We start from the raw sequence: 26,925 nt of genomic DNA on the forward strand, positions 1-26,925 counted from the left end.
GTGATGCAGCCCTGGTTCGGCGATGAGGAGATCGCGGCGGTCACCGCTGTGATCGAATCGGGCTGGGTGGCGCAGGGGCCACGAGTGGCGCAGTTCGAAGCCTCGTTCGCGGATGCCATGGCCGCGTCGTTCGGCGTCGCCACGTCGAATTGCACGACCGCCCTTCACCTCGCCCTCGTGGTCGCGGGCGTCGGAGCCGGAGACGACGTCGTTGTTCCGTCGTTCTCCTTCATCGCCACGGCCAACGCTCCGACCTACGTCGGCGCACGCCCGGTGTTCGCTGACGTGGACCTGACCACAGGAAACGTCACCGCAGACACGATCGAGGCAGCCCTCACCGAACGGACCGCAGCCGTCATCGTCGTCGACCAGGGCGGTGTTCCCGTGGACCTCGACCCGATCCGCGCCCTCTGTGACCTCCGGGGCATCCGGGTGATCGAGGACGCCGCGTGCGGGGCCGGGTCGACCTACCGCGGCGCCCCGGTCGGCGCCCGCGCCGAGATCGCTGCGTGGTCGTTCCATCCGCGGAAGCTCCTCACGACCGGCGAAGGAGGGATGCTCACAACGTCCCGCCAGGACTGGACGGACCGGGCCCGGCGGCTGCGCGAGCATGCGATGAGCGTTTCGGCCACTGCCCGTCACGCCAGTGTGCTCGCGTCGCCGGAAGAGTACGGCGAGATCGGTTTCAACTACCGCATGACCGACCTGCAGGCTGCCGTGGGCATCGTCCAACTCGGTCGGCTGCCGGAGATCGTCGCCAGGCGACGGGCGATCGCCGAAACCTATGCGGAAGCCCTGGGGGATGTGGAGGGGATCCGCTTCGTCCGCGACCCGGAGTGGGGGACCAGCAATTTCCAGTCCCTCTGGGTCGAGGTTCTGCCGGAGTTCCCGCTCTCTCGAGACCAGCTGCTCGAGCACCTCGCCACCGCTGACATTTCGGCCCGCCGCGGCATCATGGCATCCCACCGCCAGCCCGCGTACCGGGACCGCGATACCGGGACGGCCGACCTGTCCGTAACCGAACGTCTGACCGACCACACGCTGATCCTCCCGGTGTTCCACCAGATCACTGCGGCGGAAATCGAGCGGGTTGTCGGCTCCATCCGGCTAGCCGCAGGCGAACAGCGACGGTCCCACAGCTATTCCGCAGTGAGGAACTGAACCGATGGAGAAGATACTGATGATCGGGGCGAGCGGGCTGGCACGGGAAGTGCTGGCGCTGGCCCAGAGCGGAACCTCCCAGGTGGTCTTCGGCGTCCTCGACGACGGCTGGGCAGACATGGCCGAGTCATTCGCCGGCGTGCCCGTGCTCGGTTCGATCGAACGGGCAATCGAGTACATCGACATCAAACTTCTGGTCTGTGTCGGCTCCGGGGAGGCTCGGAAGAACATCGTCGAGAGGCTGGCTGCGCTCGGTCTCGGGCCGGGTTCCTACACGACGGTCATCGACCCCAGTGTGAGCAACCACGGGAACTGCGTTCCCGGTCCAGGTTCCATCGTTCTCGCCAACACCGTCCTCACGGCCGACGTGAGCATCGGATCCCACGTCGTCATCATGCCGAACGTGACGCTCACCCATGATGACGCCGTCGACGACTTCGCCACCATCGCCGCCGGCGCCGTCCTCGGTGGAGGCGTGCAGATCGCCCGAGGCGCTTACATCGGCATGAATGCGTCGGTGCGCCAAAAGGTGCGGGTAGGAGACGGCAGCGTCCTCGGGATGGGCGCCGTGCTTCTTGAACCGCTTCCCGACGGAGAAACGTGGGCGGGCGTCCCGGCCAGACCCCTGAGAATCCCGGAGGCCTTAGAGCGTCCGCCAGAGACCACCGCGTCGCCAGCCGAGGGGGCGCCATGAAAGTCCTTCCACGGATTCCGCTGGTCGATCTGGCAGCCCAGCAGGCTGAGGTGGATGACGAAGTCCAGGCCGGCCTGAAAGCCGTTTTCGCGAGTACGGCGTTCATCGGCGGTCCGGATGTCACGGAATTCGAGCAGGCGTACGCACGACTCGTCGGTGCGCGGTACTGCGTCGGGGTAGCGAACGGCACCGATGCTCTCGAACTTGCACTCCGTGCGGCCGGTGTGACGCCGGGAGGAGAAGTCATCCTGCCGGCAAACACCTTCGTCGCGACGGCCGAAGCCGTCGCGCGCATCGGAGCCCGCCCGGTCCTTGTGGACGTGGATCCCACCCACCTGCTCATCGACCCCACTCGGGTGGAGGCAGCGGTAACCGAACGCACCCAGGCCATCGTCCCCGTTCACCTGTTCGGCCAGGTCGCGCCTGTCGAGATGCTCGAGCAGATCGCACGCGAGTGCGGGGCCGCGCTCATCGAAGACGCCGCCCAGTCCCAGGGCGCTTCCCGCCATTCGAGAGCGGCCGGGTCCTGGGGACTCGCCGCAGCGACGAGTTTCTACCCGGGGAAGAACCTCGGTGCTGCGGGCGACGCCGGAGCGGTGACGACCAACAGCGAAGAGGTTGCCGCTCGTGTGCGCCTGCTCGGGGCGCACGGGAGCGCCGTCAAATACCAGCACGAGGTCGTCGGCATGAACTCACGGCTCGACACCGTGCAGGCCGTCGTCCTCAACGCCAAGTTGCGTCGGCTCGAAGCGTGGAACGACCGACGACGAGCCGCGGCCGCTCACTATTCGACGCTGCTCGGGAGTCTTCGGAACGTGGTGCTCCCCACCACGGCGGAAGGCAACGTCGATGTCTGGCACCTCTATGTCGTTCGCGTCGCCGATCGGGACCGCATCCTCAGCGCGCTGACCGATGCCGGAATCGGCGTGGGGGTTCATTACCCGGTGCCGGTCCACCTCACTGGTGCTTTCGCACACCTTGGATATGGAGCCGGGAGCTTCCCGGTCGCCGAGGAGGCAGCATCCACCATGCTCTCTCTTCCCCTGTACCCGCACATCACGCCCGACCAGCAGGAGTACGTCGCGGCCAGCCTCGAAGGCGCGTTGCGGCCATGACTCTCCGTTCCATCGTGGGCGCCATGGTCAGGCGCTGGTACGTCCCGCTCACGATTCTCGCCTGCGTTGCGATTGCCGCCGTGCTCATGGCGCGTGACGGGGGCATCTACACGACCAGGACGGTCATCACGTTTCTCCGTTCCGCCGGCACGAGCCTCTCACCGGACAACGGAGCAGACGACGCCAGCATCATCGCGTTTGCTGCGGCCGTCGTCCTGGAAGCCAACGACGGCCGACCTCCCGAGGGCTATTCGTTGGCGGACGCCCCGTACTACGGCGCCGGTATCCGCGAGGGAACCGAGGTATCGCTGACGAACTCGGGAAACCAATGGTATTCGTCCGTCAGCAAAGCGGAAATCGAAATCGACATCGCCGGCAGGAGCTTCGCCGAGGTCAAGTCAGAGCAGGAGGAGACGATCGACAGGATCCTCTCCGCTTCAGACTCCCTGCAGGAGATCGTGGGGGCGTCGCCGGCCGACCGGATTTCGGCGTCCATTGTTCCCCTCACCACCCAGATCGACTACATCACCCCCTCCCGCAGGACCCAGTTCACCGCCTTCGCCGCCATGCTCGCTGCGGCGGTGCTCACCGCTGCGTGGGCCTCGGTGACCGTGGACGGTGTGCTGTCGAAGAGACGACCCAATCCCAACCGGGATCGCCGGAGCATCCGCGGCCGCCCGGGCGAAGGAGTGACACCATGAAATTCACCGACACCATCCTCGGCCTCCTGCGGCGGTGGTACATCGTTGTTCCTGGCCTCCTGATCGCGGCGTCCCTTGCGGTCGGCGCCTGGTTCGCGATCCCCCCTGACTACAACCGGTCAGCGACCCAGCTTCTGATTCCCGGGGACAACAGCATCCCCGAAGGCGGGAACCCCTACCTGTTCCTGGGCGGCCTGGCCCCCGCCGCCGACGTCCTCGTGCGCGCGGTCGGGTCGGAGAACGTGCTGAACGACGTGGTCGAGGAGCATCCGGGAATCGATGTGGAGATCTCGCGAGACACCACAACTGCCGGGCCGATCGTCCTCATCACGGTGACGGCGAGCAGCGATGCCGCCGCGGAGGCGGTCCTGGCGATGCTCATCGATCGGACGGTGACGGTGCTCAACGAGTTCCAGGATGTCGAGAGCATTCCCGACAACAACCGGATGACTGTCATCCCCGTGACGGTCGACGAGCAGGGTGAGGAGCAGGTGCGTGACCGGGCCCTGGCTGTCGCCGGTGTCGCCCTGGTCGGAACAATACTCACGCTGCTCATCGCGAGCCTCGTCGAAGGATCCAGCAGGCGCAGGCGGGAGCGCGAACCCGCTGTTCGAGGAGAACACGAGCCCGGGGCGGCGCCACGATCGCACAAGGCCGGTGCGGCTGAAGCACAGGCGACGCCGGGAGCGCCAGCCCAGCGCGAGGACGCGTCCGCGAGCCTGCCAGTCGACGAGACTCTGTCTGAAGCGCAACGTCCCCACGCGGACGCCAGACGGTGATCCCGCATGACGCTCGAAAGCCGATCGCCGCGACACGCTGCATCCCTCCACCTCGCCATCGGCGCGCGCAGGGAGATCGATGCCGTCACGATGCTCACCGTGTACCTCGTGCTGCTCCTCGCGATACCGTCGGGGGTCACGATCACCGCGCTGGGCACCCTGGGCCGGCCATCCCTGATCTGGGGGCTGGTCCTGGTCGTCTGGTGGGCCGTCGCGCGGCTGCAGACGGACGCAGACGGGGTGCCGGGCATTTCCCAGCCGGTTCGCTTCGCGTTCGCGGCGTTCGTGGTCGTCGCACTGCTCAGCTTCGCGGCCGCGATGCTCCGCGGCCAGCCGGATGACCAGCTGAGTCCTGCCGTCACGGCACTGATCCGGCTGCTGTCCTGGGCGGGAGTGTTCCTCGTCGCGGTGGACGGCATCCGCACGATGAGCGAGCTCTCGGCCATGGTGCGCCGGATCGGGATCGGGGCCGGACTGCTCGCGGCCCTCGGCCTGCTGCAGGTCGTCACCGGGCAGGCACTCGTCGGGTTCTTCGGCTCCGTTCCCGGTCTCAGCCTCGCCGGCGGCCTCGGCGAGCGCGCGGGGGTGATCCGGTCATCCGGGACGGCAATTCACCCGCTCGAATACGCGACAGCCCTCAACGCCGCGCTTCCCCTCGTCATCGCCGTTGCGGTGTCTCTCGGGTTCCGGCGAAATCCCTCGAGCAGGGACCTCTGGTGGTGGCTGCCCGTCGGTCTCATCTCCGTCTCATCGTTGGTCGCTGTCTCACGGTCGGCGATCATCGGGTTCGTCGTCGCCGTGATCTCCATGCTCCCCGCGGTTCCGCGCCGATACCTTCCAGCGACACTCGGGGTCGGAACGATCGTCGCGTTCGCCGTCTTCGCGGCGAGCCCTGGATTATTGTCCACGACCATCGGCCTGTTCACGGGCATCGGTGATGACCCCAGCACCCAGTCGCGGACCCGGGGGGTGGAACTGGTTCCCGGGTTCATGTCCCATTCACCGCTGATCGGCACCGGGTACGGCATCTTCCTGCCCCGGTATTACATCTTCGACAACCAGTGGGTGCTCCTCGCGGTCGAACTCGGCACCCTGGGCATTCTCGCGTTCGCCGGCCTCTTCGTCGCCGGCATCTGGAGTGCCCGCCGGGCCCGGTTCTCGGCCGACCCCGGGATCCGGCTGCTCGGACACGCGCTTGCCGCGGCCATGTTCAACGTCGCGGTTCTCTTTCTCTTCTTCGACGGGCTCTCCTTTCCGATCGCCGGAGGCATGCTCTTCCTGCTCCTGGGGCTGTGTGCGAGCATCCGCGCTGTTGCGGCCGGGGACGGTCCGGGAATGCCGGAATCGGCCGGAACGCGCCCGATCCCCGATCGCCGCGATGGCCGCGCCCCGAGTGAAGATTTCGACCGGATTGGACCCCCAACACCATGACCCCTGTGCCCGTCGACGTCGCTGCTGTCGTCGTCACCTACAACAGCCGCCGCCACGTTCTCGCCCTCCTCGACAGCCTGCCTGCGGCGTTCGGCGACGTCAGCTACTCCGTCGTCGTTGTCGACAACGATTCGGTCGACGGAACCCCGGATCTGCTGGTCTCCCGGTCGGAGGTCACCATCGTGAGATCGACGAACGATGGTTATGCAGCCGGAATCAACCGCGCGGTCCAGGCATCGCCGCCGGCATCCGCGATTCTCATCCTCAATCCCGACGCCACCCTCGACCCGGGCGCCGTACCGCGGATGCTCGAGACGCTCCGGCGGCCATCCGTCGGGATCGTCGCGCCGTGCGTGCGGGAGAAGGACGGCAGCCTCTCCCCAACCCTCAGGAGAGGTCCCACCCTCGGCCGGGCCGGCGGCCTGAGCTTCACCGGCCTTCCGGCCTTCACGGAACGGATCGAGGAGGTGAGCGAGTATGTAAGCGAGCACGAGGTCGACTGGGCGGTCGGAGCGATCCTGCTCGTGGACGGCCGGTGCTTCGATGCCCTTCACGGCTTCGACGAGTCCTTCTTCCTGTACTCCGAGGAGACCGATTTCAGTTTGCGGGCACGGGATGCGGGGTGGGCCACGGTGTATTCCCCCCACGCCGGAGCGATGCACGTGGGAGGGGGCTCGGGGGAGAGCGCCGCGACACACACGATGAAGATGGTCAACAGGATCCGGCTGTATCGCCGACGGGCAGGCGACCTGCGCGCGTGGCTCTACTTCGTCATGACCGTCCTGGTGGAACTCCGGCGCGCGGTCCTGGGGCACCGCAAGTCCTGGTCGACAGTGCGCGCCCTGCTTCGCCCCTCGCTCCGTCCTCCCCAGCTCAACGCCAGCACGGCGATCCTGCCCCGGTGACGCGATGAAGACACTCCTGATGATCGCGCCCGCCTGCGACGGCGAGGATGTGGGTGAGTCATGGCTGGCGTTCCAGTGGGCGAACCTGCTGTCGACGCACTTCGACGTGACCCTGCTCACCACCTACAAGCAGGGCCACACTCCGCCCTCCAGGCAACTGCGGGGGGTGCGCGTCATCGAATGGGGTGAGCCTCCGATCGTCGGCCGGTTCGAGCGCCTGAACTCCCTGTTGCAGCCCTCGTATGCCGTCTTCTATGCCCGTGCGCGGAGATGGATCCGACAGTGCATGACGGAGGGTGAACAGTTCGATCTCGCCCACCAGGTCGTGCCGGTCGCCATGCGCTATCCCTCGCCGGCCGCCGGGCTCGGCATCCCCCTGATTCTCGGCCCGGTCGGCGGGAGCCTTTCGTCGCCTCCGGCATTCGTCGTCGAGGAGGGGGCCACCCCGTGGTACCAGCGTCTCCGCAGACTCGACGACTGGCGGCTGCGACATGACCGGCTGCTGCGCGGAACCTACGAGTCCGCGGACTGCGTGATCGGGGTCGCCCCGTATGTGGAGGAGTTTCTCGCCGGCGTCCGGTTGCAGCGGTTCGAAATCATGAGTGAGACAGCCGTTCATGAGGTCCGTCCGCGCATCGACCGGTCCACGCGCGCGGGTCCTGTGCGGTTGCTGCACGTGGGCCGGATCGTGCGCACGAAAGGACTGCGCGACGTCATCAGCGCCCTGTATCGCCTGCAGGACCTGGACGTGGTGCTGGATGTCCTGGGGGACGGCAACGACCGGGAAGCGTGTGAGTCGCTGACCCGGGAGCTCGGCCTGACCGACCGCGTCACTTTCCACGGCACTGTGCCGCGAGGGGCTGTCGACGGCTTCTACGAGCGAGCCGACGTGTTCGTCTTTCCCAGCTACCGGGAACCGGGCGGCAACGTCAGCCTCGAGGCCATGGCGTTCGGTCTGCCCCTCGTCGTCTGCGATCGTGGCGGTCCCGGGGCGAACGTCGATGATCGTTGTGCGTTCCGGCTGCCCGCCGTCTCGCCGGAGCAGCTGGCAGCCGACTGCGCCGTGGCGGTCCGCTCGCTCGTCGAGGATCCGGCCTTGCGGCTTCGGATGGGGGCTGCTGCGCGCGAGCGTGCCGCACGCGTTCATCTGTGGGAACAGCGAGTCGATCGGATGGTGCAGCTCTACGAGCAGGTCGAGATTCGTCCGAGGGCTCTGTGAGCCACCGCCAGGCGGCTACTGCAGCCTCTTGAACGCGCTCGATGCGAGGACCCGCAACTCCGATGCGCCGGGAGGGCGCGTCAGCAGCGAGCCGATCGATTCTGCGGAGTCGGCGGCGGTGGCGCTGTAGCGGGACTGCAGCCACGTGGAGGCGCGTGCGGGGAATCGGTCGCTGGTGTAGACGTTCCTGTACCCGATCGCCGCCAGGCGCCGCAGGAGCTGCCGGTCATACCGTCCGAGGGGGAGCGCGGCGTCGTCGATCGCGCCCCCGCTGGCCTCCGCGAGAATCGCGCGCGCATCCACCAGTTCCCGTCGCGCTGCCGCTTCGTCCAGGCCGCGCCAGGGGACATGGGTCCAGCCGTGGCTGCCGATCGTCATCCCGGCCGCGCGCAGGTCGCGCAGGTCGCCGGCCGAGAGGCTCGCCTCGTCCTCCAGGCGGCCGGCAAGGGCAAAGAACGCGGCATGGAGCCCGCGGTCACGCAGGGCGGGAAGCGCGATGTCGACGTCTGACCGATTGCCGTCGTCGAAGCTCAGCCGAACGCGAGGGTTGCCGGCGACGACATCGAGGATGCGAAGGAAGGTATTCTCGCTGACCCAGTAGCGCGATTCTCCCTCTTCCCGCTCGCGAACGCTTGTGCCGATGCCATGAAAGCAGAGATTGACGTTCACGCTGAGGCCTCGTTCCTCGCCGACGGTGGTTGCCGGCGGGTGCTCTCGTCGCGGCCCCAGGCATCGGCGGCCCCCCGGCGCGCACGGAGTGCGGCGAACACCGTGATGGACAGATACGGCACAGCCGCCGCTGCCAGGCGCGGGTTCGGCAGAACCACGTCGCGCAGCCAGGCCCACCGGTCGGAGGGTCGTACCACCACGTCGACCTGTCCGGCGGCGGCCGCTTTCCTCATCTCGGCGTTGCCGCGCCGGACCCGCACGAGCCGCCGGAGCAGGTCGCCGGTTGTGAACGGCGCCTCGACGACCACCTCGACACCGCTCAGCTCAACCTTTTCGGCATCCGAGAACAGGGAGTCCAGGAACAGGTCGTCTGCGATCATAGCGGGGAACGCGTCGAACCGCGCCCGGCCCTGCTCCGAGAGTGCGATCATCCCGCGGCCGAACAAGCCGTTCCGGAAAGCAGGAAGCCGCTCGTTGATGGCGAAATACGCCCGAACCGGCCAGGGCCGACCCGTCGTGTTCAGACGGCGCCGAGGCACAACGGCGAGCGGGGACGGAAACCCGGCGAAGCTGTCGAGTACCTCCGCAAGAGCGCCAGGCGGAACCAGGATGTCGGCATCGAGGTAGATCCGGGGGTACCCGACAGCAGCCTGGTCTCCGGCATTGAGCGCCGCGGCCTTTCCCGGCTCCTGGCGATCGATCACCGTCACACCCGGTCGGGTGGCGACAGCCACCGTTCGGTCGGTGCAGCCGTTCGCGCTGACAACGATCTCGAACGGCGCGGACGTGGCCTGGTCGAGGAGTGCATCGAGGCTCTGCCCCAACACGCTCTCCTCATTGTGCGCGGCGATCACGACGCTCGGCATCCTGAGGGTCCTTCCGGTGGTTCGCGGTCGACAAGTCAGTTCTGTCGAGCAGGATACCGGGCCCGCGCCGCGCGTGCCGTATTATTCGGCTCATGGAGCCCGGGAAAGCGGAAGTCCGACCGATCAGCGGCACGGATGCCGATGCCGTCTCCCGTTTTCTTCACACCCACCTGAATCCCCGGGTGTCTGTCGACGCGTGGAACGCGATCCTGGCGCCCCCGTGGAACGGCGAGGCGCCGAACCACGGCTTCCAGCTCGTGGTCGACTCCGACATCGTCGGGGCCTACGTCGCGGTTTACTCAGAGCGGGAGGTCGATGGCGTCCCCAGGCGATTCTGCAACCTGGCGGCGTTCTGCGTTCGGGAGGACCACCGGGCCCAGAGCTTCCGGCTGGTACGGGCGATCCTCGCCCAGCGGGATTTCGAGTTCACCGACTTCTCCCCGAGCGGAAACGTCGTCGCGTTGAACCGGCGGCTGGGGTTCCAGGAACTCGACACCGCCACCCGGGTGGTGCCCAATCTGCCCCGTCTGCCGCACCGCGGTCTCACCGTGACGGACGATGTGGCCGTGATCGACGGCATCCTGTCGGGGCGGGACGCACAGGTCTTCCGCGACCATCGGGATGCTCCGGCCGCCCGCCATATCGTCGCGACCGCGGGCGGGGCATACTGCTACCTCGTCGTCCGGCGGGATCGGCGCAAACGCCTCCCGCTCTTCGCGACCCCGCTCTACGCCGGGGGCAGTACCGAGCTTCTGCGGTCGTCGTGGCCCCACCTCGCGTCGCATCTGCTGCTGAGACAGGGTGCGCTGGCGACGCTCGCCGAACGCCGCATCCTCGGATTCGATGTCCCGCACGGCTACGCATTGCGCACGCCTCGGGCAAAGATGCTCCTCAGTAAGGCTGTCGCCCCCGAGGCCGTGGACTATCTCTACAGCGAGCTGACCCTGCTCGAGTGGTGAGGCACAACGAAAACGTCGCGGCCACCCGAAGGTGGCCGCGACGCTCGGGTCGGTCCTGGTCAGTTCGCCGGTCGGACGACTGATCCGTCGTCGTAGGTGTTGTTGCTCCAGACGTTGCCTGGCGCATTCACATCGAACGACGTGATCGGTCCCCAGAATCCGCACTGGCCGCTCTCTCCGCGCTCCCACACATTGTTGGTGAACCGGATGTCCCGGGTCGCGCTGGAGTACGGCTTACCTGCCGTCGATCCGCCGTACGAGCAATAGCCGCCGGAACCGCCGACGAACAGGTTGCGGTCGATCGTGTTGTTGGTCACGGCCCAGAAGTCGCCGTAGCCGGTCAGTGCCGCGGAGCATCCCGCGTCCGGTGCGATGTCGGGTGCGTCGCACGCGATGGTGTTGTGCCGGATCACGGCGTTGGATCCCATCCGGATCCCGGATTCGTGGGCACGCCCCGTGTAGTCAGTGAACTGGCCGTGCACGTACGAGTCCTGGATGGTGCAACTGAGGAAGCAGTTGACCGATCGGCTGCCGCCGGACACCTCGACCCGGGTCGCGGTGAAGCGGGCATCGCCGATGCCGGTGCCCTCCCAGTTGCCGGCCCTGACCTCACTGTCTGTGATGGTGAAGGCGCCGATGCCGTGCTCGTCGGTGTAGACCTTGCCGTTGATGATCGAGTTTGCGATCCTGACGCCTGTGGTCTCAATCCGCAGGTCGCCACAGTTCACGATCTTGGCGTCGATGACGGTGTTCGGTGTCGTGATCCGGCACGGGCCGGTGTAGGTCGAGAGAGCCGTTCCTGCGGGTACTCCGGTTGTCGCCGCGGAGGGGAACCCGGTGGACGGCTGGGTCGGCTCAGGAGTCGGCTCAGGAGTCGGCTCAGGCGTCGGCGCCGGGGCCGGGGCCGGTGCCGGTTTCGGCGCCGGCTCGAACACAACATCAACCCAGTAGTTGCTGTTGCGCCAGCTCGAGGTGGGGAACTGCGATGTCGATCCGTAGGTGAAGAGGCCGGATCCGGCGGCGATCTTCAGGTCAGCTGACTGCGACTGGCCGGTGAAATCGTAGGTGACGGCGTACTGGCCTCGCGGCGCGTAGTACGACACGACGTACGTCTGGCCGGCTTTCAGCGCGACCGGCTGGTCGAACTCTGCCGTCTGCCAGCCGGAGGCGGTCTCGTTGGAGAACGTCGTCCTGGCGAGCCTCGTCCCGGAACTCGACCAGAGGCTTCCGCCGTGGGATGCCACGGTGTCCTTGGTTTTCCAGAACCGCATGGCGGTGGCGCTGCCGTCTGAGACGGCGGTGAATTTGGTGCCGACCTCGACGCCGCCGGTGTCGGAGTGCTGGACGAGGTTGGTGGGCGTACCGAGGAGGGTACTGGTGGCAGCGGCTGCTGGAGAGGCCGTCAGTGGGCCGATCGCCAGGAAGGTGGCGAGCAGCATCGCGAACGCAGCAGCGACAGCGCCGAAGCGAATAATGGGTGTCGGGGTCGTTTTTTGCGCACGAGGGCGCACGAAAGTGTGAGAAGAAAACAAGATGAGCCTGATTCGTAGAATCGAGAGATTGTGCCCACGCGGTCCGTGTCGGTTAGCCGGCGGACGGGCACCCGCCTGTCGGGAGGGCGACCCCCATTCGGGGGACATGTAACGCTCTCTCATTACAACGAACATTGTGGGGCAAGTCAAATTCGAGGTTTCCTCGTGTTCAGGCGCTTCTCTTCCGTACTTCTTTTCCGCGCTTCTCAGCCGGATCACCGGCAGCCACGATCAGGTTCGTCAGGAATGCGACCGAACTCGGGCGCGGCGCAATCGAGCCTGTCAGAACGCTCTCGATCCACTCCGTGCGGACGAAGGTCCCCAGTTGCGCCGAAGACAGGAGGTCGGGGTGTGCCCGCCAGTGCTCCACGACTTTGCCGGCGAGAAGGGAACCGCCGGCGGGTGGACGGTTCTGGCGACGGATGCGCTGGGTCACCTTGCGGCCCAGGCGCCGCCCGGTACGGATCATCGCGTTCGCTGATCGCCACGGGCCCGGGTACGCCGCGGCAGCCGGGGAGGGGCGTCCCTCGAGCGGGATGCTGCCGAGTTCGGGGTCGAGCTCCATCTGCAACCGGGCGAGGAACCGTGAGCGCGCTTTCGCCGTCGGCGGCAGTCGTGACGCGATCCGGAGAAACTGCTCGCATAACATCGGGTTGATGACCACACGGCGATCGCCGACCGCCGTGTCGGTGACTCCCGCCCAGCGCTGCATGCGGTGCCGCAGGTACAACTCGTCGGTCGCCCGGAACCATTCGCCGCCCGCGGCAGCCATTGCTGCTGCGACCTCGGCGTTCGCGGCCGCACGCGCCCACGCAGCGAACCCGGGGTCGAGCAGGTCCGGTTCCACGGCCTCGTTCACGAACATCCGCCAGGCGGCGAGCCGTTCGGCGTCCTTCGGTGAGAAGGGCCGTTCGCGTACCGCGCCGACGTAGTAGAACCCGCGGGCGACCTCCCCGCCGAGTCCCGAGATCCTCACACCCTGGTCGAAACTGCCCTCGGCCGCGTCGAGGGCGGCGAGTGCGATCGGGTCGGACATCCCATCGAGACGCATCGCTGCCTCCCGCGAAAGGTCCCACGCATCCGAGTCGCCCAGGTCTTCGAGAGTCGCGAGACCGTGAACCTCGTGCCGCAAACCATATCGCTCGGCGAGCTGGCGAGCGACGGTGACATCGCCGCTGCCGGGAACGCCGAGCGTCATCGCGGAAAGGCCCCGTCGGCGAGCGGCGGGAATCGCGCTGAGAAGGAGTCGGGAATCCTGGCCGCCGGTCAGTTGCAGAACAGCGCCCGGGTGGTCGTCCAGCAGCGCGTTCAGAGACGTGCGGAGCAGGGCCGCGGCGAGCGGGACGGCCTCCTCGAGCGTGAGCGCCGGATCCTGGGACGGTGCCGGTCGTTCCAGTTCGACTCCGCGCTCGTCCAGGCGTGCGACGGCGCCTGGGGCGAGTTTCTGGACTCCCTGGAACAGGGTGCGCTGGCCGAGCTGCCAGCCCAGGAGGGACTGCACGGCCACTGCCGTGTGGTCCAGTTCCGCCGAGAGCGCCCACCCGGCGAACAGGGCGGAGGTCGACAGGACGGGCCGCTGGGTGGCATCCGGGCTGCTGTGATAGAGCTGGCGGAAACCCATGGAGTCCGCGACCATGGTCACCCCGCTGTCGGCTCCCCGCACCGCAGCGAAGGGCGGGAGCAGGGGTGTCAGGCTGGCCGGGTCGCGGCGCATGGCCTCGGCGATCCGGGTGGACGAGACTTCTCCGTGCTCGGTGCGGGCGACGCGGGAGAGCGCGAGGGTGGGGGTCGGGACGGTCAGCGAGGTCAGCCCCCAGAAGGCCAGGTTCGCTGCACCGCAGGCCGTGGTGGTGACTCCGGCGGTTGCGCCGAGCACCTCACTCAGCGCCGGATCGTCGCGGTGCAGTGCCAGAAAACCGGGCAGTGCCGCGTGGGGACCTCGCCGCTCAGGCGACGGCGAGTTTGGCATCGACGAACTCGGTCAGGGTGCCCACCGTCTCGAAGATGTCGGCGCCGAACTCGTCGTCGTCGACCCTGATGTCGAACCGGTCCTCCAGGGATGTCACGAGTTGAACCACTCCGAACGAATCGAGTTCCGGCAGCGAACCGAACAACACGGTGTCCTCGCGCAGGTCCTCAGGGCGCTGCTGCAACTCGAGGGATTCGATCAGCACCGTACGTACGGCGTCCAGAGTGTTGGTCATGGGATGCTCCTTCCGAGCGGTCGGGGTTCAGACGAGGACTTCCGCCGGAGCAGGATGTCCGAGGAAGGCGGTCGGGCTGGCGGTGAGGCCGTATGCCCCCGCCTGGAAGATCACGATGAGGTCGTCGAGGGCGGCGTGAGGCAGGTCCACGTTCTCCCCGAGCAGGTCGAGCGGTGTGCAGAGGCAGCCGACGATCGTGACCCGCTCCTCGGGGCCGGGCTCGGCGTGGTTGCCGACAGCGAGCGGATAGTTCCGGCGGATCGCCTGGCCGAAGTTGCCGGAGGCGGCGAGCTGGTGATGCATTCCCCCGTCGACGACGAGAAAGGTGGTGCCGCGGGACACCTTCCGGTCGATGACCCGGGTCACGTAGATCCCGCACTCGCCGACGAGATAGCGGCCGAGCTCGATCACCGGGCTCGCCTCCGGCATCCTCTCAGCGATCGGACCGTCCACCAGCCGGTGGAGGTTCTCCGCGACGACGTCGAGGTCGAGGGGCTGGTCCCGGTCCAGGTACGGGATGCCGAACCCGCCGCCCAGGTTGACGTAGCGCACAGGTGTCGGCAGCTCGTCGGCGAGCGCGCAGACGAGGTCGACGGTGCGTTGCTGGGCATCCGCGAGAATCTCGGCGTTCAGGTTCTGGGAACCGGCGAAGACGTGGAAACCGAGCACGTTCACTCCGGCGGTGGCGTGCTCGCGCAACACACGTGGCACCTGCTCTGCGTCGATACCGAACTGCTGGGGACCCCCGCCCATGCGCATCCCCGATCCTTTCACCGCGAAGTCGGGGTTCACCCGCACCGCGACGTTCGGGCGATGTCCGAGTTCGTCGCCCGCGTCGATCACCCGTCGCAGCTCGGTGGACGATTCGACCTCGACCAGGGCGCCCGCGGCGACCGCCTGGCGGATCTCTGCCGGGCTCTTGCCCGGGCCGGCGAAACTGACTTTGCCTGCGGGGATCGGGGTGTCGAGTGCGGCCTGCAGCTCGAGTCCCGAAGCGACGTCGAGCCGGTCGACGCTGCGGGCCAGGTGCTGCACGACGGCGGGCATGGGGTTCGCCTTCATCGCGTAGCTGAGTTCGAGTTTCGCGGGAAGCACCGATCGCAGGCGCGCAACCCGCGCCTCGAGCAGCCCCCGATCGTAGGCGAAGAACGGCGTCGATCCCACGCGGGCGGCCAGTCTCGTGACCGTCATCCCGCCGACCAGGAGTTCGCCGTCGGCCGTGCCGAATCCGGCGATGTGCTCGTGCGTTTTCATACGGACACCTCTGCTTTGAGCAGACTGAGGTCGTACTTGCCGTTGGGGGAACGGTGCAGTTCGTCCCGCAGATCGACGGAGGACGGGACCATGTAGAGCGGCAGGACCTGCTTCAGCGCGGCGGTGAGCGTCGCGGCGTCGAGGTCGGATCTGATCGGGGTAGCCACCAGGACGATCCGCTGGCCGAGCGCGTCATCGTCGACGCCGATGGCCACGGCGTCGCGCACGAGGCCTGTTCCGTAGGCCGCGTCCTCGATTTCGCTCGGGCTCACCCGATACCCGGACGTCTTGATCATCGCGTCACGGCGGCCGACGAAATACAGGAATCCTTCCTGGTCGGCGACCACCGTGTCGCCCGACCAGACCGCCGTTTCGGCTGATCGCCATTCCTCTCCTGGCCGGTGCAGGGGCCGGAACCGTTCAGCCGTGCGCACCGGGTCGTTCCAGTAGCCGAGCGCCACGAGCGCCCCGCGGTGAACGAGCTCGCCTTCCTCGCCCGGGTCGCACGGTGTGCCGTCCAGGCGGAGCACCAGGATCTCGGCGTTGGGGATGGCCTTGCCGATCGAGTCCGGCCGGCGGTCGATTTCGGACGGGTCGAGGAAGGTGGACCGGAATGCCTCGGTCAGGCCGTACATCAGGTACGGGTCGGCCTCGGCGAAGGTGCCCCGCAGCCGGTCGAGGGTCGAGCGCGGCATCCTGCCACCGGTGTTCGCCCAGTACCGGAGCCGGCGAGCCGCGGCTTCGGGCCAGGCCACCCCGGCCAGTTGCAACCAGAGCGGCGGCACGCAGGTGAGGCCGGTGACGCCGTACCGTTCACACAGTTTCGGCACCTCGGACGGCAGCAGGTAGTTCATCAGGACGCAGTGGGCGCCGACGGAGAAAGCCGTCGTCACCTGGCTCAGGCCGGCGTCGAAGCTCAGCGGGAGCACACTGAGGAGAACGTCGTCGCTCGTGTTGCCGAGGTAGCTCGCCACGCTCTCGGCCCCGACGAGGAGGTTGCGGTGGCTGAGGACGACGCCCTTGGGTTTCCCGGTGCTGCCGGACGTGTACAGGATCGCTGCCGGGTCGAGGTCGATGACCGGCGACCGCTCAGGGACCGTCGCTCCCGTTCTGCTGTCGTCCCAGGTGTGCAGAGCCCAGGGGCCGACGTCGTGAGGGGCGGTGTTTCCCACGACGATCACGTCCGTGACTTGCGTGCCGGGCAGCGAGGCGGCCAGCTGGGAGAGCCGGTCAGCGGATGTGATGAGCACTCGTGCCCCGCTGTCGCCGAGGATGTGGCTGACCTGGTTCGACTTGAGCACGTGGTTGACCGGGACGAAGACGCCGCCAGCGGCGGAGACCGCGAACATGGCCACGACGGTTTCGATCCGCTTCTCGAGGTAGATCGCCACCCGGTCGCCGCGCGTCACGCCGAGGGCGCGCAGGTGCGACGCCGTCGAGCAGGACATCCGCCACGTTTCGGCGTAGTCGACGGTGACCTCTCGGTAGCTGAGCGCGGCGCTCGCCGGGGTCTTCTGCGCTGCCGAGGAGAGCAGATGGTGAAAGTTGGCCCGCAACGCGGTCATCGCGGGCTCCTCTCCGCACCGTGGGCCCGCTGCAGAAGGTAACGGCCGAATTCCTCGGGGTCGTCGAGGTCGACGTAGCGCCGACCGTTGGAGTCGGCGTCGGCCGTGAGAGGAGCAGGCGCAACGGGGGAGAAGCCGGAGAGCTCATCGAACACCGAGACGTACGCTTCCGCCTGCGGCCGCCAGTCCAGGAAGGTGGCTACCCTCGTGCGCGCCTGTCTCCCGAGTTCCGCGCGAAGCTGGGGATCGTCGATCAGTTTCTCGACGGCGTCGGCGAAGGCCTGGATGTCACCTGACGGCACGTAGAGCACGGAGTCCCCGCCGGAGACCTGGGTCTCGAGCAGGTCGAAGGACACGGCCGGCAGGGCATAGGCCATGTACTCCATGGTCTTGTTCATGGTGGACAGGTTGTTGAGGGGTGTCTTGAGGTCGGGGCACAGTCCGATGTCGGCGCGGCTGAGGTGTTCGGCAATCTGCACCCGGTCCACGCGACCCGTGAACGTCACGTGGTCCTCGAGCCCGAGCACGGCCGACTGCCGTTTGAGGTCTTCCAGGCAGTCGCCGAAGCCGAGGAGTGTGGCCGTCACGGTGGTCCGTCCCCGGCGGTGAACGAGTTCGTCGACGACGAGAAGCACCTGGTCGACCCCGTCCTGCGGTCCCATGATGCCGAGGTAGACGAGGTTGATCTCGCCTGCAGCTCGTGGGCGCGCCGGGTAGATCGGACGCATCTGGGTGGTGTCGGGTCCGCTCCGGACGACGGTGACCTCGTTCGGTCGTCGGTGTCCACGCCGGATCGCGATGGAACGGTACGACTCATTCGTGGAGATGATCCGATCGGCCAGGCGGAAGGTGCGGCGTTCGAGCCAGAGCAGGAAGCGATACTCGAGCAACTTCAGCAGACCCCGTGGTTCACCGAACCGCGAGATGAAGAGTTCCGGGTTCAGGTCGTGGTGGTCGAAGACGAACCTGACCCTGGAGGCGCGCCACAACAGGGCCAGCAGCCAGTAGGTGTCCGGCGGATTGCAGGCCTGGATGATGTCGAACCGCAGGTTGAGCCGTACTGTCAGGGACAGCGCCGCGGTGCGGACCCAGCTATAGGCGAACTCCCACGCATAGCCGGCGGGCCCCCTCGCCTGCGGTGCCGGTGCGTACTTGTAGATGTCCACTCCGTCGATGCGCTGACGCGAGGGATCGCCGGGACCCTTCGGGCAGATGACGCTGACCCGGTAGCCCCGGGCGATCAGCGCTTTGCACTCCAGCCACACCCTCCGGTCCAGCGGCACAGGGAGGTTCTGCACGATGATGAGCACGTGCGGGGAAATCGACGCGGCGCCAGTCATGATTGCTCCTTGGTTTTCGGGGTGGGATGTATCCGTGAAATCCAGCTGGGATGCGGCAGGTAGGCGGCCAGCTCTCCGAGAACCTGACGGGCGAACAGGCGCACAGCGATGAGGTAGGCAACCAGGACGGCAACGCCGGCGAGCCCGATCCGGACGATCGGGTGCAGCCCGGTTGTGAGCTCGAGGACCGCCCAGCCTGCCCCGCCACCCGCCAGCACCGCAGCCGCAAGGAAGCCGAAAGGCCCGGCGAGCGTTCTCGGTGATGCGTGCAGCAATCTCGCGACGAGGAACCAGCGTGTGACGGTCGCCACGACGGCGACCCCGAGGAAGCCCCAGGCAATGGCCTCGAGGCCCCACCGCGCCGTCACCGCCGTGACGGCGACGGTCAGCGCGTCGATGAGAACGGCATACACGAACCATTGGCCGGGCTTGCCGGTGCCGTAGAAGAGGCCGTGATCGAGCGTCGCCCCGACCACCATGAGGCCTGCGAGGGCGAGGATCTGGGCCACTCTGGCGCTCTCGTCCCAGCCGTCCCCGAACAGGATCGGAATGATCAGCGGCGCAGCCACCGCCAGGAGCGTGAGGGGCGGCGACATGGCTGCATAGGTCATCCGGAGGGCACGGACGTACGCGTTCCGAAGCCGTTCGGATGACTCGCGGATCCTGGCGAACGCGACGGTCGAGACCGGAACGAGTGCGGCGCCGGTGAGGTCCTGGACGATCTGCACCAACCGCTGCGCGATGTTCAGGTAGCCGAGGGCGGCCATGCCGAGCGTTGCCGAGACGATCGCCGCCTCCGCTGAAACCCGGCACATGGTCACGAACTCCACGCCAAGCACTTTGCTTCCGAACCTGGCCATGGTCCAGAACTCGCTCCGGGAGAACGCGAAGGCCGGCGTCCACTTCGCCGTCGCCCAGGCGAGCACCGCCACGACCACCTGTGACGCCATCGCCTGGCCGACGAGCGCCCAGACCCCGAATCCGCCCAGCGTCATCGCCACCGCGATCACCTGCGCAACCAGGGCAGCCGTTGCCCCCTGCACCGCGAGTGCACGGAACCGCATCCCGCGCCGGAGCAAAGCCATCGGCACCGATGACAGCGCCGTGAAGATCACCGTCAGCGACAGGACCTGCAGCACCGGCACGAATTCATCGGACGTGAACAGGAGGCCGAAGAGCGGTGCTGCCGCGACCAGCACCGCGGCCAGCAGGAGTCCCGCGAGTGTCGAGAACCAGAAGCCCGTGCTCAGCATCCGCCGATCCGCCCGGTCTGCCTGCACGATGTAGGCGGAGAACCCGATATCGGAGAGGAGGTAGAAGAACGGCAGAACCGCTGAGGCGGCCGCCACCGTGCCGAAGTCCTCCGGGCTGAGGAAACGGGTCAGGACGGCGATCGTCACCAGTCCTGAGACACGGATCGCCCATTTCTGGACGGTCATCCAGAGCACACCGGACGCCGTCTGCGTGCTGATGGACGAGTTCGTCGGCCTGGTCGCTTCGGACTTGTGATCGGTCATGGTCGTCGCCATCAGTTCGCCACGTGGGGGTCTTCCGGCCCGTACACGTCGTTCTCGAGAATCCGGACGATGTCGGCCTGCGCCCGGCTCCAGCCGAACTTCCGGACCGACTCGGATGCCGCGCGGGCCGCTTCCTGCCCTCCGGGACGACTCAGCGCCGCGCTGAGGGCCTCGGCCAGGCCGCTGGGTGTCGGCGTCGCCCAGACGGCGTGCTCGTTGCTGAGCACCATTTTCGCGTGCGCCGAATCGTTCATGACCGGGATCGTTCCCGCAGCGAGCATCTCCTCCGGCACCAGCGAAATGTTGGTGAACGACAGGACAAGGCCGGCAACACAGGAGTTGTAGAGCTCGTTGAGCTCGACCGGGGTCAACCGTCCATGCTGCGTTGCGGGGAACGGAAGGCCTTCGACCTTCGACCCATAGAAGTGGATGTCCACGTCGGGGTGCAGCTCGTGGAATCGCTGCAGCGCCAGCCGCGCGAGCCAGTAGCCGCGCCTCGGGAAGTCGGGCCGTGCGAAGAACACGATTCCCGTGCGCTCGCGCCCGGGGAGCAACCGGTACGCCGATGTGTCGCAGCCGAACTCGGTCACGTCGGGGTCGACACCGACCTCGCTCCTCAGCAGTTCGGCGACCATGCCGCCGAGCGCGATGCAGCGGAATCCGAAGCGGTACGAATCTTCCGCCAACGCGTACATCGCGCCCCGCGCGTAGAAATACGGTTCGTAATCCTGGATGAAGTAGAGCCGGCGCATCGGGGCGTGTCCCCGCCGCGCGAGCACGTGGGCGCTCTCCCAGGACGAGGCGACGCTCGCGTCCACGCCGTCGATCCCGGCGGTGGCGTCGCGCACCTCCGCCTTGATCTCGGGCCACCAGCTGCGGATGACCTGCTCGTGCGCCCGGATGTCCCCGCCGTACCGGTCGTAGAGAAACAGCACGCACACGTGCCCGGCCCGCTCGAGCGCCTCGACCATCCGGAACAGGGTGGTGTGGCCCCCTGAACCGGCGCTCGGCGGAGTCATCACCCAGCCGACAGTGAACCGTTCGCCTCGCGAAGGGCGGCGTTCGGGGAGCGCCAGGTCGAGCCGGGTGGAATCGGCGACGTCGTCGTCGTGGAGCGGGTCGCCGAGGTTCGCCGCCCCGAGCCTCTGATAGGCGTACCGCGCGAGTCGCTGCGCGAGGGCGTGAGGGCCGTCGTGGCGCAGGATGTCTGTGGCCCTGCTCACACGAGATCCGAGCTGCCGGGATTTCTCGCCCGCCGATGCGCTCAACGTCGTCGCGCTAAACACCGTGCACCGCCCACCGCACGTAGTCGAATTCCCGGCCGACTCCCGCGAGGCGACGGCGAAGCACCCGCAGCCGCGAGCGGGACGCTTCGTTCCGTGTCCGCCGCTGCACCGACGACATCCCGCGTTCGTGCAGGACGGCTGGAGCCGTTTCGCGCGCAAAGCCGAGGAACTGCTCCGCCAGTGCACGGTCCCCGGCATCGAGCGCGCGGTCCGCGTAGGTCACCGACTCGCGAGCCAGCACCCGGGTCGCCAGCGAGTGGAGTTCCGCGGCATTCGGCAGCGCGGCGCCCGTGCTCTCGAAGACCGAGGCGAAGACCTGGCGGCGTTCCTCGAGGTCGACGAGAGCCGGCGACCCGTCGGTCGCGCTCATCGACGAGTCGTGGTCGCGGTGAAGCGCCTGGTCGACGCCGTTGACCCGGCCGACGGCGCTTCCCGCCGCGATCCGGCACCACAATTCCATGTCCTGGGCGAACCGGAGGCGCGTGTCGAGCGGGCCGACCTGGTGCATGACCGACATCCGCACCATCGCCTCGGGCGTGGTGATGCAGTTCACTCCCCGCCGGCAGCGCTCCTCGAGCCAGTCGGCACCGGACCAGATCGTCCAGGAGACCCTGGATGATCGCGGGGCCGGGGGAGTAGCGGTGGTGAAATGGTACGGGTTGCCGTACACCAGGCCGATTCCGGGATCGTGCCTGAACAGGGCGACGGCGCGTGACAGGCATCCAGGCGTCAGGAGGTCGTCGGCATCGAGGCGCACCAGGAATTCGCCGTCGGCCTGCTCCAGCCCTCGGTTGAAGGAGCGCACGTGGCCGAGATTCTGCTCGTTCGACACCACAGTGACCCGTGGATCCTGCGCAAGCTCTGCGGCGACCGACGCCGTGTCGTCGGGCGACCTGTCGTCGACGATGACCACCTGGACGTCGACGTCCTCCTGGGCCAGGGCACTTCCGACGGCGCCCCTCAGGAAGTGCGCGTAGTTGTAGCAGGGAACGACCACTGAGACGCGAGCGCGCCGAACCTGGCGGGGAACATCGCGTGCGGGCACCCGTTCCATCGGACGCAGGTGCGAGGGACGGAGAGCCGCGGCCGCCGCCAGCCACGTGCTGGGGATGGCGTGCCGATCGACCACCTCGCGGATCTGCGTGGACACCGGTGCGAAATTCCTCATTACGTTCTCCCTCCTGCCCACGGCATGTTCACCGTCCGGCTGACCGGCGCACGGCCGGCAGCGACGGTATCGCCTCCGGTGTCGCCGGCTGTTCTCTCCCACACGGTGGCTCGGGGCTGCGCCAGCGCATCCGCAACGTGCGTTGTCAGCGCGTCGGACGCGAGACGCCATCCGGAGCCCGAGCCCAGGAACTCCTCGACCCCGGTTTCGGCAGCGTCGTCTCCGAGGATGATGACGAGATCGGTGGAGACCAGGTGCTCGGTGCCCAGCATGCTGGCGCCAATCCGGCTGGCGATCACGAGCGTTCGTCCCCACTCAGGCACCTGCCGGAGGAGAACGGGGTCGATTCCCGAGCGAAGCCCGCGGGGCGCGAAGTCGTGGCCGGAAACCGGTGGTCCCGTTCGCCCGATTCGCACGAGCGTGACAGCGGACGGGTCGTTGTCGACGAGGGACTCGACCTTGTCGGCTGTGGGGCCCGGAACGACGAGAAGCACGACGGTGTCGATCTGCCGGCCCTCAAGCAGCTGGAACGCCGACATCCGGTCCGGCGTGAGGTCGCTGCCCAGCACCCTCGACCACTCCCTGCCCGCACGGCGTCGAGCTCTTTCGAGGAACCGCCGCGACGCCAGCGAGGCCCGCCCCGCGCGCGCAGCCGAGGTGGTGCGGGCTGAGACCGCCGTCCGTCTGGTCGCATGCAGCGAAGGGTCGCCGAGGCTCGCCGCCCGACGCGCGAGTGCGTCCTGGCCGCAGGCGGTCAGGTCCCGGACGAGGTCGGCGATCCAGGCATCCCACTCCTCGCCCCGGCCGGCATGGACGCTGCGGTGCCCCTCATGCGATGGCGAGGCGCCATCCGCGGCCACGCCGAGAACGGCCCGGATGCGGTCCAGCTCGGGATGGCGGAGCCGGGGATACTGCTCCGCGAGGGCTCGGGCTCGCGGCAGGTCCGACTCGCAGAGGGCGACCCGCGCAACCCACGCCCACTCGACAGGATCCGGATGCGACGCACCATGCGGTTTGAGGACGACGCCGGTGGAGTACTCCAGGATGGGACGAGCCCAGGCCGGCCGGCCCAGGCGGATCCAGCTCCGGGCAAGCCCGAGGGCGGCCTCCGGCTCGAAGTGGTAGTTGAGCACTTCGGCGAACCGCTCCGCCGCGACGCCCGGTTCGCCGGATGCCAGGTGCCGGTGTCCTGCGGCGAGAAGGTCCCGATCGATCCCGGCCGGCGCGATGAAGCTGACCGGCCCGTCCGATTCCCCGTCCACCCGCAACGGCCCGAAGATCTCCGGCTGGAGAATCCGACCACCGGGCATGGCTCGACCCAGTTCGAACCACTGCCGGATCTGATCCCGGTTCTCGATCGAATGCCGGCTGTGGGCGAGGTGTTGCCCGGCGCGGGAGATGCGGGCGAGGACCTCCGGGTTGTCGAGGAGGAACTCGACCTTGTCGACGACATCCGACGGGTCGGCGAAGACACAGTTCTCGCCGTCGACGAAGCCGGCGGCCTCCACCGCCGCGGTCCGCTCGGTGAGAAGGAGCGCGCCGGACGCGGGGATCTCGAAATGCTTCCGCACGAGGTCTCCGGCGATGGTGCCGCAGGTGGGCACGATGAGCGCAGAACCGAGGGACCGGGCGTATTCCTCGCCCGACGGCATTGCGGCGGCCTTGTCCCGATCGAACCAGCCGGCGTGGGGGAGGGCTCGCACCGGGAATCGCTCGCGCAGCAGCCGGTCGATCCGAACCCGCCACGGGTAGTTGTTCTCCCGGCTGCCACTCAGCAGGATCGACTGCGTCGGGCCACCCGGATAGGTCCGGAAGACCGACCGGTCGGCGAAGTTGGGCCAGGCGAACGTCCGGTCGGCGATGTCGGGGGTGTAGCCGCCGGCGGAGACGCCGATCGAGAAGAAGGTGTCGACGCCCCAGTCGTCCATGTCGGCGAGGAAAACCGACCGGGTCAGGCAGTAGGCGTCCGAATCGAGGAAGCCGACCTTCGGGATCGTCGGGTGTCGGTGCGTGTTCGTGATCGCACGCCCCGCACGGGCGTAGACGCCGGACTCGAACAGGGCGATGTCGGGCTGTACCCGGTCGACGACCTCGTCGTAATCGGCGTTCGTGCTGATCACCTCGATGTCGAAGAACTGCTCGAGACACCGCACGTGGTCACGGAAATGTCCCGTGATGAATTCGGGCAGGTTCGTCTCGTTGATCCGGAAGAAGACCATGCGCGGCTTCGGCCCCGGCCATCCCGCGGGAGCGGCGTCGACGCTCATTTCCTCACCACCGATGGCGACCAGGCGTGCGCGATCAGCAGCGACGGCTCGACGGTCCCCGCTGCCAGAATCGACCAGACGTCGCTGTCGCCCGGCGTGCCGTTCCGCGGCAGGCCGTACAGCAGCGTCGAATCATCCAGCCATTCGACCTGGTCGTCGACGTTCCTCGGTTCGGGCAGGACGACCTCCTCGCCACTGGTCAGGTCGAGAACGGCGATTCCCCAGTGCGGGGCATCCGTCGTCCCGGAATTCTTCTTGTAGGCGACCCGGCTTCCGTCTGGCGACAGCGACGGGCACTCGGCGTCGTCGGCGACCGCGGTCAACGTGCGGTTCGTGAGGTCGCCCTGCACGAGCCAGCGTTGTCCGCCCGACGCAGCCGTCGCATAGAAGGAGTTGCCGTCCCCTGCGAAGGTGACGCCCCAGATGTTGCGGTCTACGGCCATCAGCCGCTCGCCGTCGATCCACAACGCGAAATGCTCGAGGTTGCCGAAGCTCTCGCCGCCGGGTCGGGCGATCACCGTCTCGGTCGAGAACCCGACGGTGGCGTAGGACTGGCCAGTGACGAACGAGGTGGTCGCGACGAGCGAGCCGTCCGACGAGAGCCGGGTGCGGCTCGGGATGCCGGGGAGCGGCCGCGACGACACTTCCGCGCCATTCCGGTCGAACACGGTGGCTGCATACGTCGTCGGGACGCCCCGCTTGATCTGGAGGCACGACATCACCTCGGTCGTCGCATAGACGCGGTCGCAGGCCTGCTCCGAGAGCGCCCGCGTCGCAGCCGGCGCCGCGACGGGGACGGCGGCCACCCTGCCGTAGCCTTCTCCGCTGGCGGTGTTGCGGAACACGATCTGCGGGTCCGCGTTCGTCGTCTCGGCAGACGTCGTCAGTACCTCGCTCGGGGCGGCCGCCTTGGCCTGGTAGCGCAGGTACGCGCTGACACCGTAGACGAGTGCCGCACCGAGCACGACAAGAGAGATGAGCGCGAGTGCCAGCCACTTCCGGAATGAGATCATGACGGCGTTCCCCGGAGTGAATCGCGAAGGATGACCGCGGTCAGCGGAATCACGACCGCGAGGGCGACGGCGACGACGACCATGGCGGTGTCCCGCCCGAGCGCATACCAGAGCACGCCGAAGCCGACGGACGCGAGGAGCCTGGTGGCTGCCACGGCCGTCTGTGCGGCCGCGATGCCGCTGGCCAGGGTCTCGAGGGGAGTGGACTGCGAGGCGAGGGCGGCAAGGATGCCGTCGGTCGCCGCGTAGAACGCACCGAGCAGGATCAGGCAGGCGACGGTGAGCTGCCAGCCTGTCTCGGGCAGGGCCGCGCAGACGTATGCGGCGAGCAGCGCACCGTGGCCGAGGAGAAAGATCCGGGCGCGGCCGAACCGGTCTGCCAGGCGTCCGAGCGGAATGGCCAGCGCGAGGAAGGCGACGTTCGTGCCGACGTAGAGCAGCGGAAAGTATTCGGTCGCGAACCCGCTCTTGCTCTGCAGCACGAGGTAGATGAAGCCGTCCCCGACCGTCACGAGCCCGAGGAGGCCGGCCGTGAGCAGGAGCCGGCGCAGCCGCCGGTCGTTGAGGTCGCGCCAGCGGAACCGTGCCCGCGGCTGGGCCCGGGCGGCCGCACGTTCGCTCCTCGGCCGCGTGTTCGGCACGAGGACGCCGAGAAGAAGAACCCCGAGAAGAGCGAAGGCTAGCGAAACGACGAAGATCGTGCTGTACCCGTCCGGGATGAAGAAGAGGATTGCGAAGGCGAGGAGCGGTCCGATTGCGGCACCGACCGTGTCGAGCATGCGGTGGACGCCGAACGAGCGGGCGAGGCTTTCCGGTGCTGACGACGCCGTGATCAGGGCGTCGCGGGGCGCTGTGCGGACGCCCTTTCCCAGGCGGTCGAGGGCGATGACCGCGCTCAGCGCGGCGAAGCCCGTTGCAAACAGGAGACCCACCCTGGCGACGGCCGAGACGCCGTAGCCGAAGAACGCCACCCATTTCGGCTGGTCGCCGCGGTCGGACGCGTAGCCGCCGGCGATCCGGACGACGGCGCTGATGCCCTGGTACAGGCCGTCGATTACCCCGTACGCGACTGTCGACAGGCCGAGCACTCCGGTTATGTACAGCGGGAGAATCGCCGACACGGATTCGGTGGAGATGTCGGTGAACATGCTGACGACGCCGAGCGCGATGACGACGGAGGAGACCCGCGTCGTCGTCGACTGCGTGGGTCGTGGCGGTCGTGCCGTGTTCGGTTCAACCGGGTTCCGGTTGGACAGCGAGATGTACATCAGCCCCGGCTC

23 protein-coding genes are annotated in these 26,925 nt (G+C 67.9%); 9 read left to right on the forward strand and 14 right to left on the reverse strand.

What is annotated here, in order from left to right:
- The first annotated feature begins 3 nt into the window (after positions 1-3).
- The 8 genes from ABIE24_RS04395 to ABIE24_RS04430 are packed head-to-tail and all read left to right on the forward strand — an operon-like array spanning position 4 to position 8,005.
- Positions 4-1,161 (forward strand): DegT/DnrJ/EryC1/StrS family aminotransferase, encoded by a 1,158-nt coding sequence (locus ABIE24_RS04395; RefSeq protein WP_354497325.1) that lies wholly within the window; start codon positions 4-6, stop codon positions 1,159-1,161.
- 4 nt (positions 1,162-1,165) lie between these two features.
- Positions 1,166-1,855 carry a NeuD/PglB/VioB family sugar acetyltransferase gene (locus tag ABIE24_RS04400; RefSeq protein ID WP_354497196.1) on the forward strand — a complete coding sequence of 230 codons (690 nt, stop codon included), beginning with the start codon at positions 1,166-1,168 and terminating at the stop codon, positions 1,853-1,855.
- On the forward strand, positions 1,852-2,970 hold the full coding sequence (locus ABIE24_RS04405) for a DegT/DnrJ/EryC1/StrS family aminotransferase (protein ID WP_354497198.1): 1,119 nt from the start codon (positions 1,852-1,854) through the stop codon (positions 2,968-2,970). The genes ABIE24_RS04400 and ABIE24_RS04405 overlap by 4 nt, the downstream gene beginning before the upstream one ends.
- Positions 2,967-3,671: a hypothetical protein gene (locus ABIE24_RS04410; protein WP_354497200.1), complete on the forward strand. Its 705-nt coding sequence runs from the start codon at positions 2,967-2,969 to the stop codon at positions 3,669-3,671. The genes ABIE24_RS04405 and ABIE24_RS04410 overlap by 4 nt, the downstream gene beginning before the upstream one ends.
- Positions 3,668-4,450: a YveK family protein gene (locus tag ABIE24_RS04415; protein WP_354497202.1), complete on the forward strand. Its 783-nt coding sequence runs from the start codon at positions 3,668-3,670 to the stop codon at positions 4,448-4,450. Before ABIE24_RS04410 ends, ABIE24_RS04415 begins: the two co-directional genes overlap by 4 nt.
- A gap of 6 nt (positions 4,451-4,456) precedes the next feature.
- The gene (locus ABIE24_RS04420) at positions 4,457-5,881 is read left to right on the forward strand and encodes an O-antigen ligase family protein (protein ID WP_354497203.1); all 1,425 of its coding nucleotides are present in this window, start codon (positions 4,457-4,459) and stop codon (positions 5,879-5,881) included.
- Positions 5,878-6,786 carry a glycosyltransferase gene (locus tag ABIE24_RS04425; protein WP_354497205.1) on the forward strand — a complete coding sequence of 303 codons (909 nt, stop codon included), beginning with the start codon at positions 5,878-5,880 and terminating at the stop codon, positions 6,784-6,786. The genes ABIE24_RS04420 and ABIE24_RS04425 overlap by 4 nt, the downstream gene beginning before the upstream one ends.
- A 4-nt stretch (positions 6,787-6,790) precedes the next feature.
- On the forward strand, positions 6,791-8,005 hold the full coding sequence (locus tag ABIE24_RS04430) for a glycosyltransferase family 4 protein (protein ID WP_354497206.1): 1,215 nt from the start codon (positions 6,791-6,793) through the stop codon (positions 8,003-8,005).
- A gap of 15 nt (positions 8,006-8,020) precedes the next feature.
- Here ABIE24_RS04430 and ABIE24_RS04435 read toward each other — a convergent pair whose 3' ends face one another.
- Together ABIE24_RS04435 and ABIE24_RS04440 are read right to left on the reverse strand one after the other, a co-directional pair.
- Positions 8,021-8,674, reverse strand: coding sequence for a polysaccharide deacetylase family protein (locus tag ABIE24_RS04435; protein WP_354497208.1), 654 nt, complete (start codon positions 8,672-8,674; stop codon positions 8,021-8,023).
- The gene (locus ABIE24_RS04440; RefSeq protein ID WP_354497210.1) at positions 8,671-9,540 is read right to left on the reverse strand and encodes a glycosyltransferase family 2 protein; all 870 of its coding nucleotides are present in this window, start codon (positions 9,538-9,540) and stop codon (positions 8,671-8,673) included. Before ABIE24_RS04440 ends, ABIE24_RS04435 begins: the two co-directional genes overlap by 4 nt.
- 92 nt (positions 9,541-9,632) lie before the next feature.
- Here ABIE24_RS04440 and ABIE24_RS04445 point away from each other — a divergent pair, with 92 nt between their 5' ends.
- The gene (locus ABIE24_RS04445; RefSeq protein WP_354497212.1) at positions 9,633-10,499 is read left to right on the forward strand and encodes a hypothetical protein; all 867 of its coding nucleotides are present in this window, start codon (positions 9,633-9,635) and stop codon (positions 10,497-10,499) included.
- A gap of 59 nt (positions 10,500-10,558) precedes the next feature.
- Here the strand turns inward: ABIE24_RS04445 and ABIE24_RS04450 are convergent, their stop codons facing one another.
- The 12 genes from ABIE24_RS04450 to ABIE24_RS04505 all read right to left on the reverse strand — a co-directional run bounded on the left by ABIE24_RS04450 (position 10,559) and on the right by ABIE24_RS04505 (position 26,913).
- On the reverse strand, positions 10,559-11,938 hold the full coding sequence (locus tag ABIE24_RS04450; RefSeq protein ID WP_354497214.1) for a DUF4082 domain-containing protein: 1,380 nt from the start codon (positions 11,936-11,938) through the stop codon (positions 10,559-10,561).
- A 262-nt stretch (positions 11,939-12,200) separates the two neighbouring features.
- On the reverse strand, positions 12,201-14,000 hold the full coding sequence (locus ABIE24_RS04455) for a hypothetical protein (protein WP_354497216.1): 1,800 nt from the start codon (positions 13,998-14,000) through the stop codon (positions 12,201-12,203).
- Positions 13,978-14,235: an acyl carrier protein gene (locus tag ABIE24_RS04460; RefSeq protein ID WP_354497217.1), complete on the reverse strand. Its 258-nt coding sequence runs from the start codon at positions 14,233-14,235 to the stop codon at positions 13,978-13,980. Before ABIE24_RS04460 ends, ABIE24_RS04455 begins: the two co-directional genes overlap by 23 nt.
- 27 nt (positions 14,236-14,262) lie before the next feature.
- Positions 14,263-15,489 carry a pyridoxal-dependent decarboxylase, exosortase A system-associated gene (locus ABIE24_RS04465; RefSeq protein ID WP_354497219.1) on the reverse strand — a complete coding sequence of 409 codons (1,227 nt, stop codon included), beginning with the start codon at positions 15,487-15,489 and terminating at the stop codon, positions 14,263-14,265.
- On the reverse strand, positions 15,486-17,054 hold the full coding sequence (locus ABIE24_RS04470) for an acyl-CoA ligase (AMP-forming), exosortase A system-associated (RefSeq protein WP_354497221.1): 1,569 nt from the start codon (positions 17,052-17,054) through the stop codon (positions 15,486-15,488). The genes ABIE24_RS04465 and ABIE24_RS04470 overlap by 4 nt, the downstream gene beginning before the upstream one ends.
- The gene (locus tag ABIE24_RS04475; protein ID WP_354497223.1) at positions 17,051-18,394 is read right to left on the reverse strand and encodes a glycosyltransferase family 4 protein; all 1,344 of its coding nucleotides are present in this window, start codon (positions 18,392-18,394) and stop codon (positions 17,051-17,053) included. The genes ABIE24_RS04470 and ABIE24_RS04475 overlap by 4 nt, the downstream gene beginning before the upstream one ends.
- Complete coding sequence (locus ABIE24_RS04480) at positions 18,391-19,911, reverse strand: lipopolysaccharide biosynthesis protein (protein WP_354497225.1); 1,521 nt, start codon at positions 19,909-19,911, stop codon at positions 18,391-18,393. Before ABIE24_RS04480 ends, ABIE24_RS04475 begins: the two co-directional genes overlap by 4 nt.
- Before the next feature lie 11 nt (positions 19,912-19,922).
- A complete protein-coding gene (locus ABIE24_RS04485) occupies positions 19,923-21,134 on the reverse strand; it encodes a rhamnosyltransferase WsaF family glycosyltransferase (protein WP_354497227.1) in 1,212 nt (403 codons plus the stop codon).
- Between the two features lie 55 nt (positions 21,135-21,189).
- Entirely contained in the window at positions 21,190-22,365 is a 1,176-nt protein-coding gene (locus ABIE24_RS04490) for a glycosyltransferase family 2 protein (protein ID WP_354497229.1), read from the reverse strand.
- Complete coding sequence (locus ABIE24_RS04495) at positions 22,365-24,632, reverse strand: glycosyltransferase family protein (RefSeq protein WP_354497231.1); 2,268 nt, start codon at positions 24,630-24,632, stop codon at positions 22,365-22,367. Before ABIE24_RS04495 ends, ABIE24_RS04490 begins: the two co-directional genes overlap by 1 nt.
- The gene (locus ABIE24_RS04500) at positions 24,629-25,645 is read right to left on the reverse strand and encodes a TolB-like translocation protein (RefSeq protein WP_354497233.1); all 1,017 of its coding nucleotides are present in this window, start codon (positions 25,643-25,645) and stop codon (positions 24,629-24,631) included. Before ABIE24_RS04500 ends, ABIE24_RS04495 begins: the two co-directional genes overlap by 4 nt.
- Entirely contained in the window at positions 25,642-26,913 is a 1,272-nt protein-coding gene (locus ABIE24_RS04505) for an MFS transporter (RefSeq protein WP_354497235.1), read from the reverse strand. The genes ABIE24_RS04500 and ABIE24_RS04505 overlap by 4 nt, the downstream gene beginning before the upstream one ends.
- Between the last annotated feature and the right edge of the window lie 12 nt (positions 26,914-26,925).

It is taken from the genome of Mycetocola sp. 2940, from assembly GCF_040548835.1.
Classification (GTDB): Bacteria; Actinomycetota; Actinomycetes; order Actinomycetales; family Microbacteriaceae; genus Mycetocola_A.

Coding starts and splice junctions, on each gene's coding strand:
- ABIE24_RS04395 (WP_354497325.1), top strand. CDS start 4: ATGCAGCCCTGGTTCGGCGATGAGGAGATCGCGGCGGTCACCGCTGTG.
- ABIE24_RS04400 (WP_354497196.1), top strand. CDS start 1,166: ATGGAGAAGATACTGATGATCGGGGCGAGCGGGCTGGCACGGGAAGTG.
- ABIE24_RS04405 (WP_354497198.1), top strand. CDS start 1,852: ATGAAAGTCCTTCCACGGATTCCGCTGGTCGATCTGGCAGCCCAGCAG.
- ABIE24_RS04410 (WP_354497200.1), top strand. CDS start 2,967: ATGACTCTCCGTTCCATCGTGGGCGCCATGGTCAGGCGCTGGTACGTC.
- ABIE24_RS04415 (WP_354497202.1), top strand. CDS start 3,668: ATGAAATTCACCGACACCATCCTCGGCCTCCTGCGGCGGTGGTACATC.
- ABIE24_RS04420 (WP_354497203.1), top strand. CDS start 4,457: ATGACGCTCGAAAGCCGATCGCCGCGACACGCTGCATCCCTCCACCTC.
- ABIE24_RS04425 (WP_354497205.1), top strand. CDS start 5,878: ATGACCCCTGTGCCCGTCGACGTCGCTGCTGTCGTCGTCACCTACAAC.
- ABIE24_RS04430 (WP_354497206.1), top strand. CDS start 6,791: ATGAAGACACTCCTGATGATCGCGCCCGCCTGCGACGGCGAGGATGTG.
- ABIE24_RS04440 (WP_354497210.1), bottom strand. CDS start 9,540: ATGCCGAGCGTCGTGATCGCCGCGCACAATGAGGAGAGCGTGTTGGGG.
- ABIE24_RS04445 (WP_354497212.1), top strand. CDS start 9,633: ATGGAGCCCGGGAAAGCGGAAGTCCGACCGATCAGCGGCACGGATGCC.
- ABIE24_RS04450 (WP_354497214.1), bottom strand. CDS start 11,938: ATGCTGCTCGCCACCTTCCTGGCGATCGGCCCACTGACGGCCTCTCCA.
- ABIE24_RS04455 (WP_354497216.1), bottom strand. CDS start 14,000: ATGCCAAACTCGCCGTCGCCTGAGCGGCGAGGTCCCCACGCGGCACTG.
- ABIE24_RS04460 (WP_354497217.1), bottom strand. CDS start 14,235: ATGACCAACACTCTGGACGCCGTACGTACGGTGCTGATCGAATCCCTC.
- ABIE24_RS04465 (WP_354497219.1), bottom strand. CDS start 15,489: ATGAAAACGCACGAGCACATCGCCGGATTCGGCACGGCCGACGGCGAA.
- ABIE24_RS04470 (WP_354497221.1), bottom strand. CDS start 17,054: ATGACCGCGTTGCGGGCCAACTTTCACCATCTGCTCTCCTCGGCAGCG.
- ABIE24_RS04475 (WP_354497223.1), bottom strand. CDS start 18,394: ATGACTGGCGCCGCGTCGATTTCCCCGCACGTGCTCATCATCGTGCAG.
- ABIE24_RS04480 (WP_354497225.1), bottom strand. CDS start 19,911: ATGACCGATCACAAGTCCGAAGCGACCAGGCCGACGAACTCGTCCATC.
- ABIE24_RS04490 (WP_354497229.1), bottom strand. CDS start 22,365: ATGAGGAATTTCGCACCGGTGTCCACGCAGATCCGCGAGGTGGTCGAT.
- ABIE24_RS04495 (WP_354497231.1), bottom strand. CDS start 24,632: ATGAGCGTCGACGCCGCTCCCGCGGGATGGCCGGGGCCGAAGCCGCGC.
- ABIE24_RS04500 (WP_354497233.1), bottom strand. CDS start 25,645: ATGATCTCATTCCGGAAGTGGCTGGCACTCGCGCTCATCTCTCTTGTC.
- ABIE24_RS04505 (WP_354497235.1), bottom strand. CDS start 26,913: ATGTACATCTCGCTGTCCAACCGGAACCCGGTTGAACCGAACACGGCA.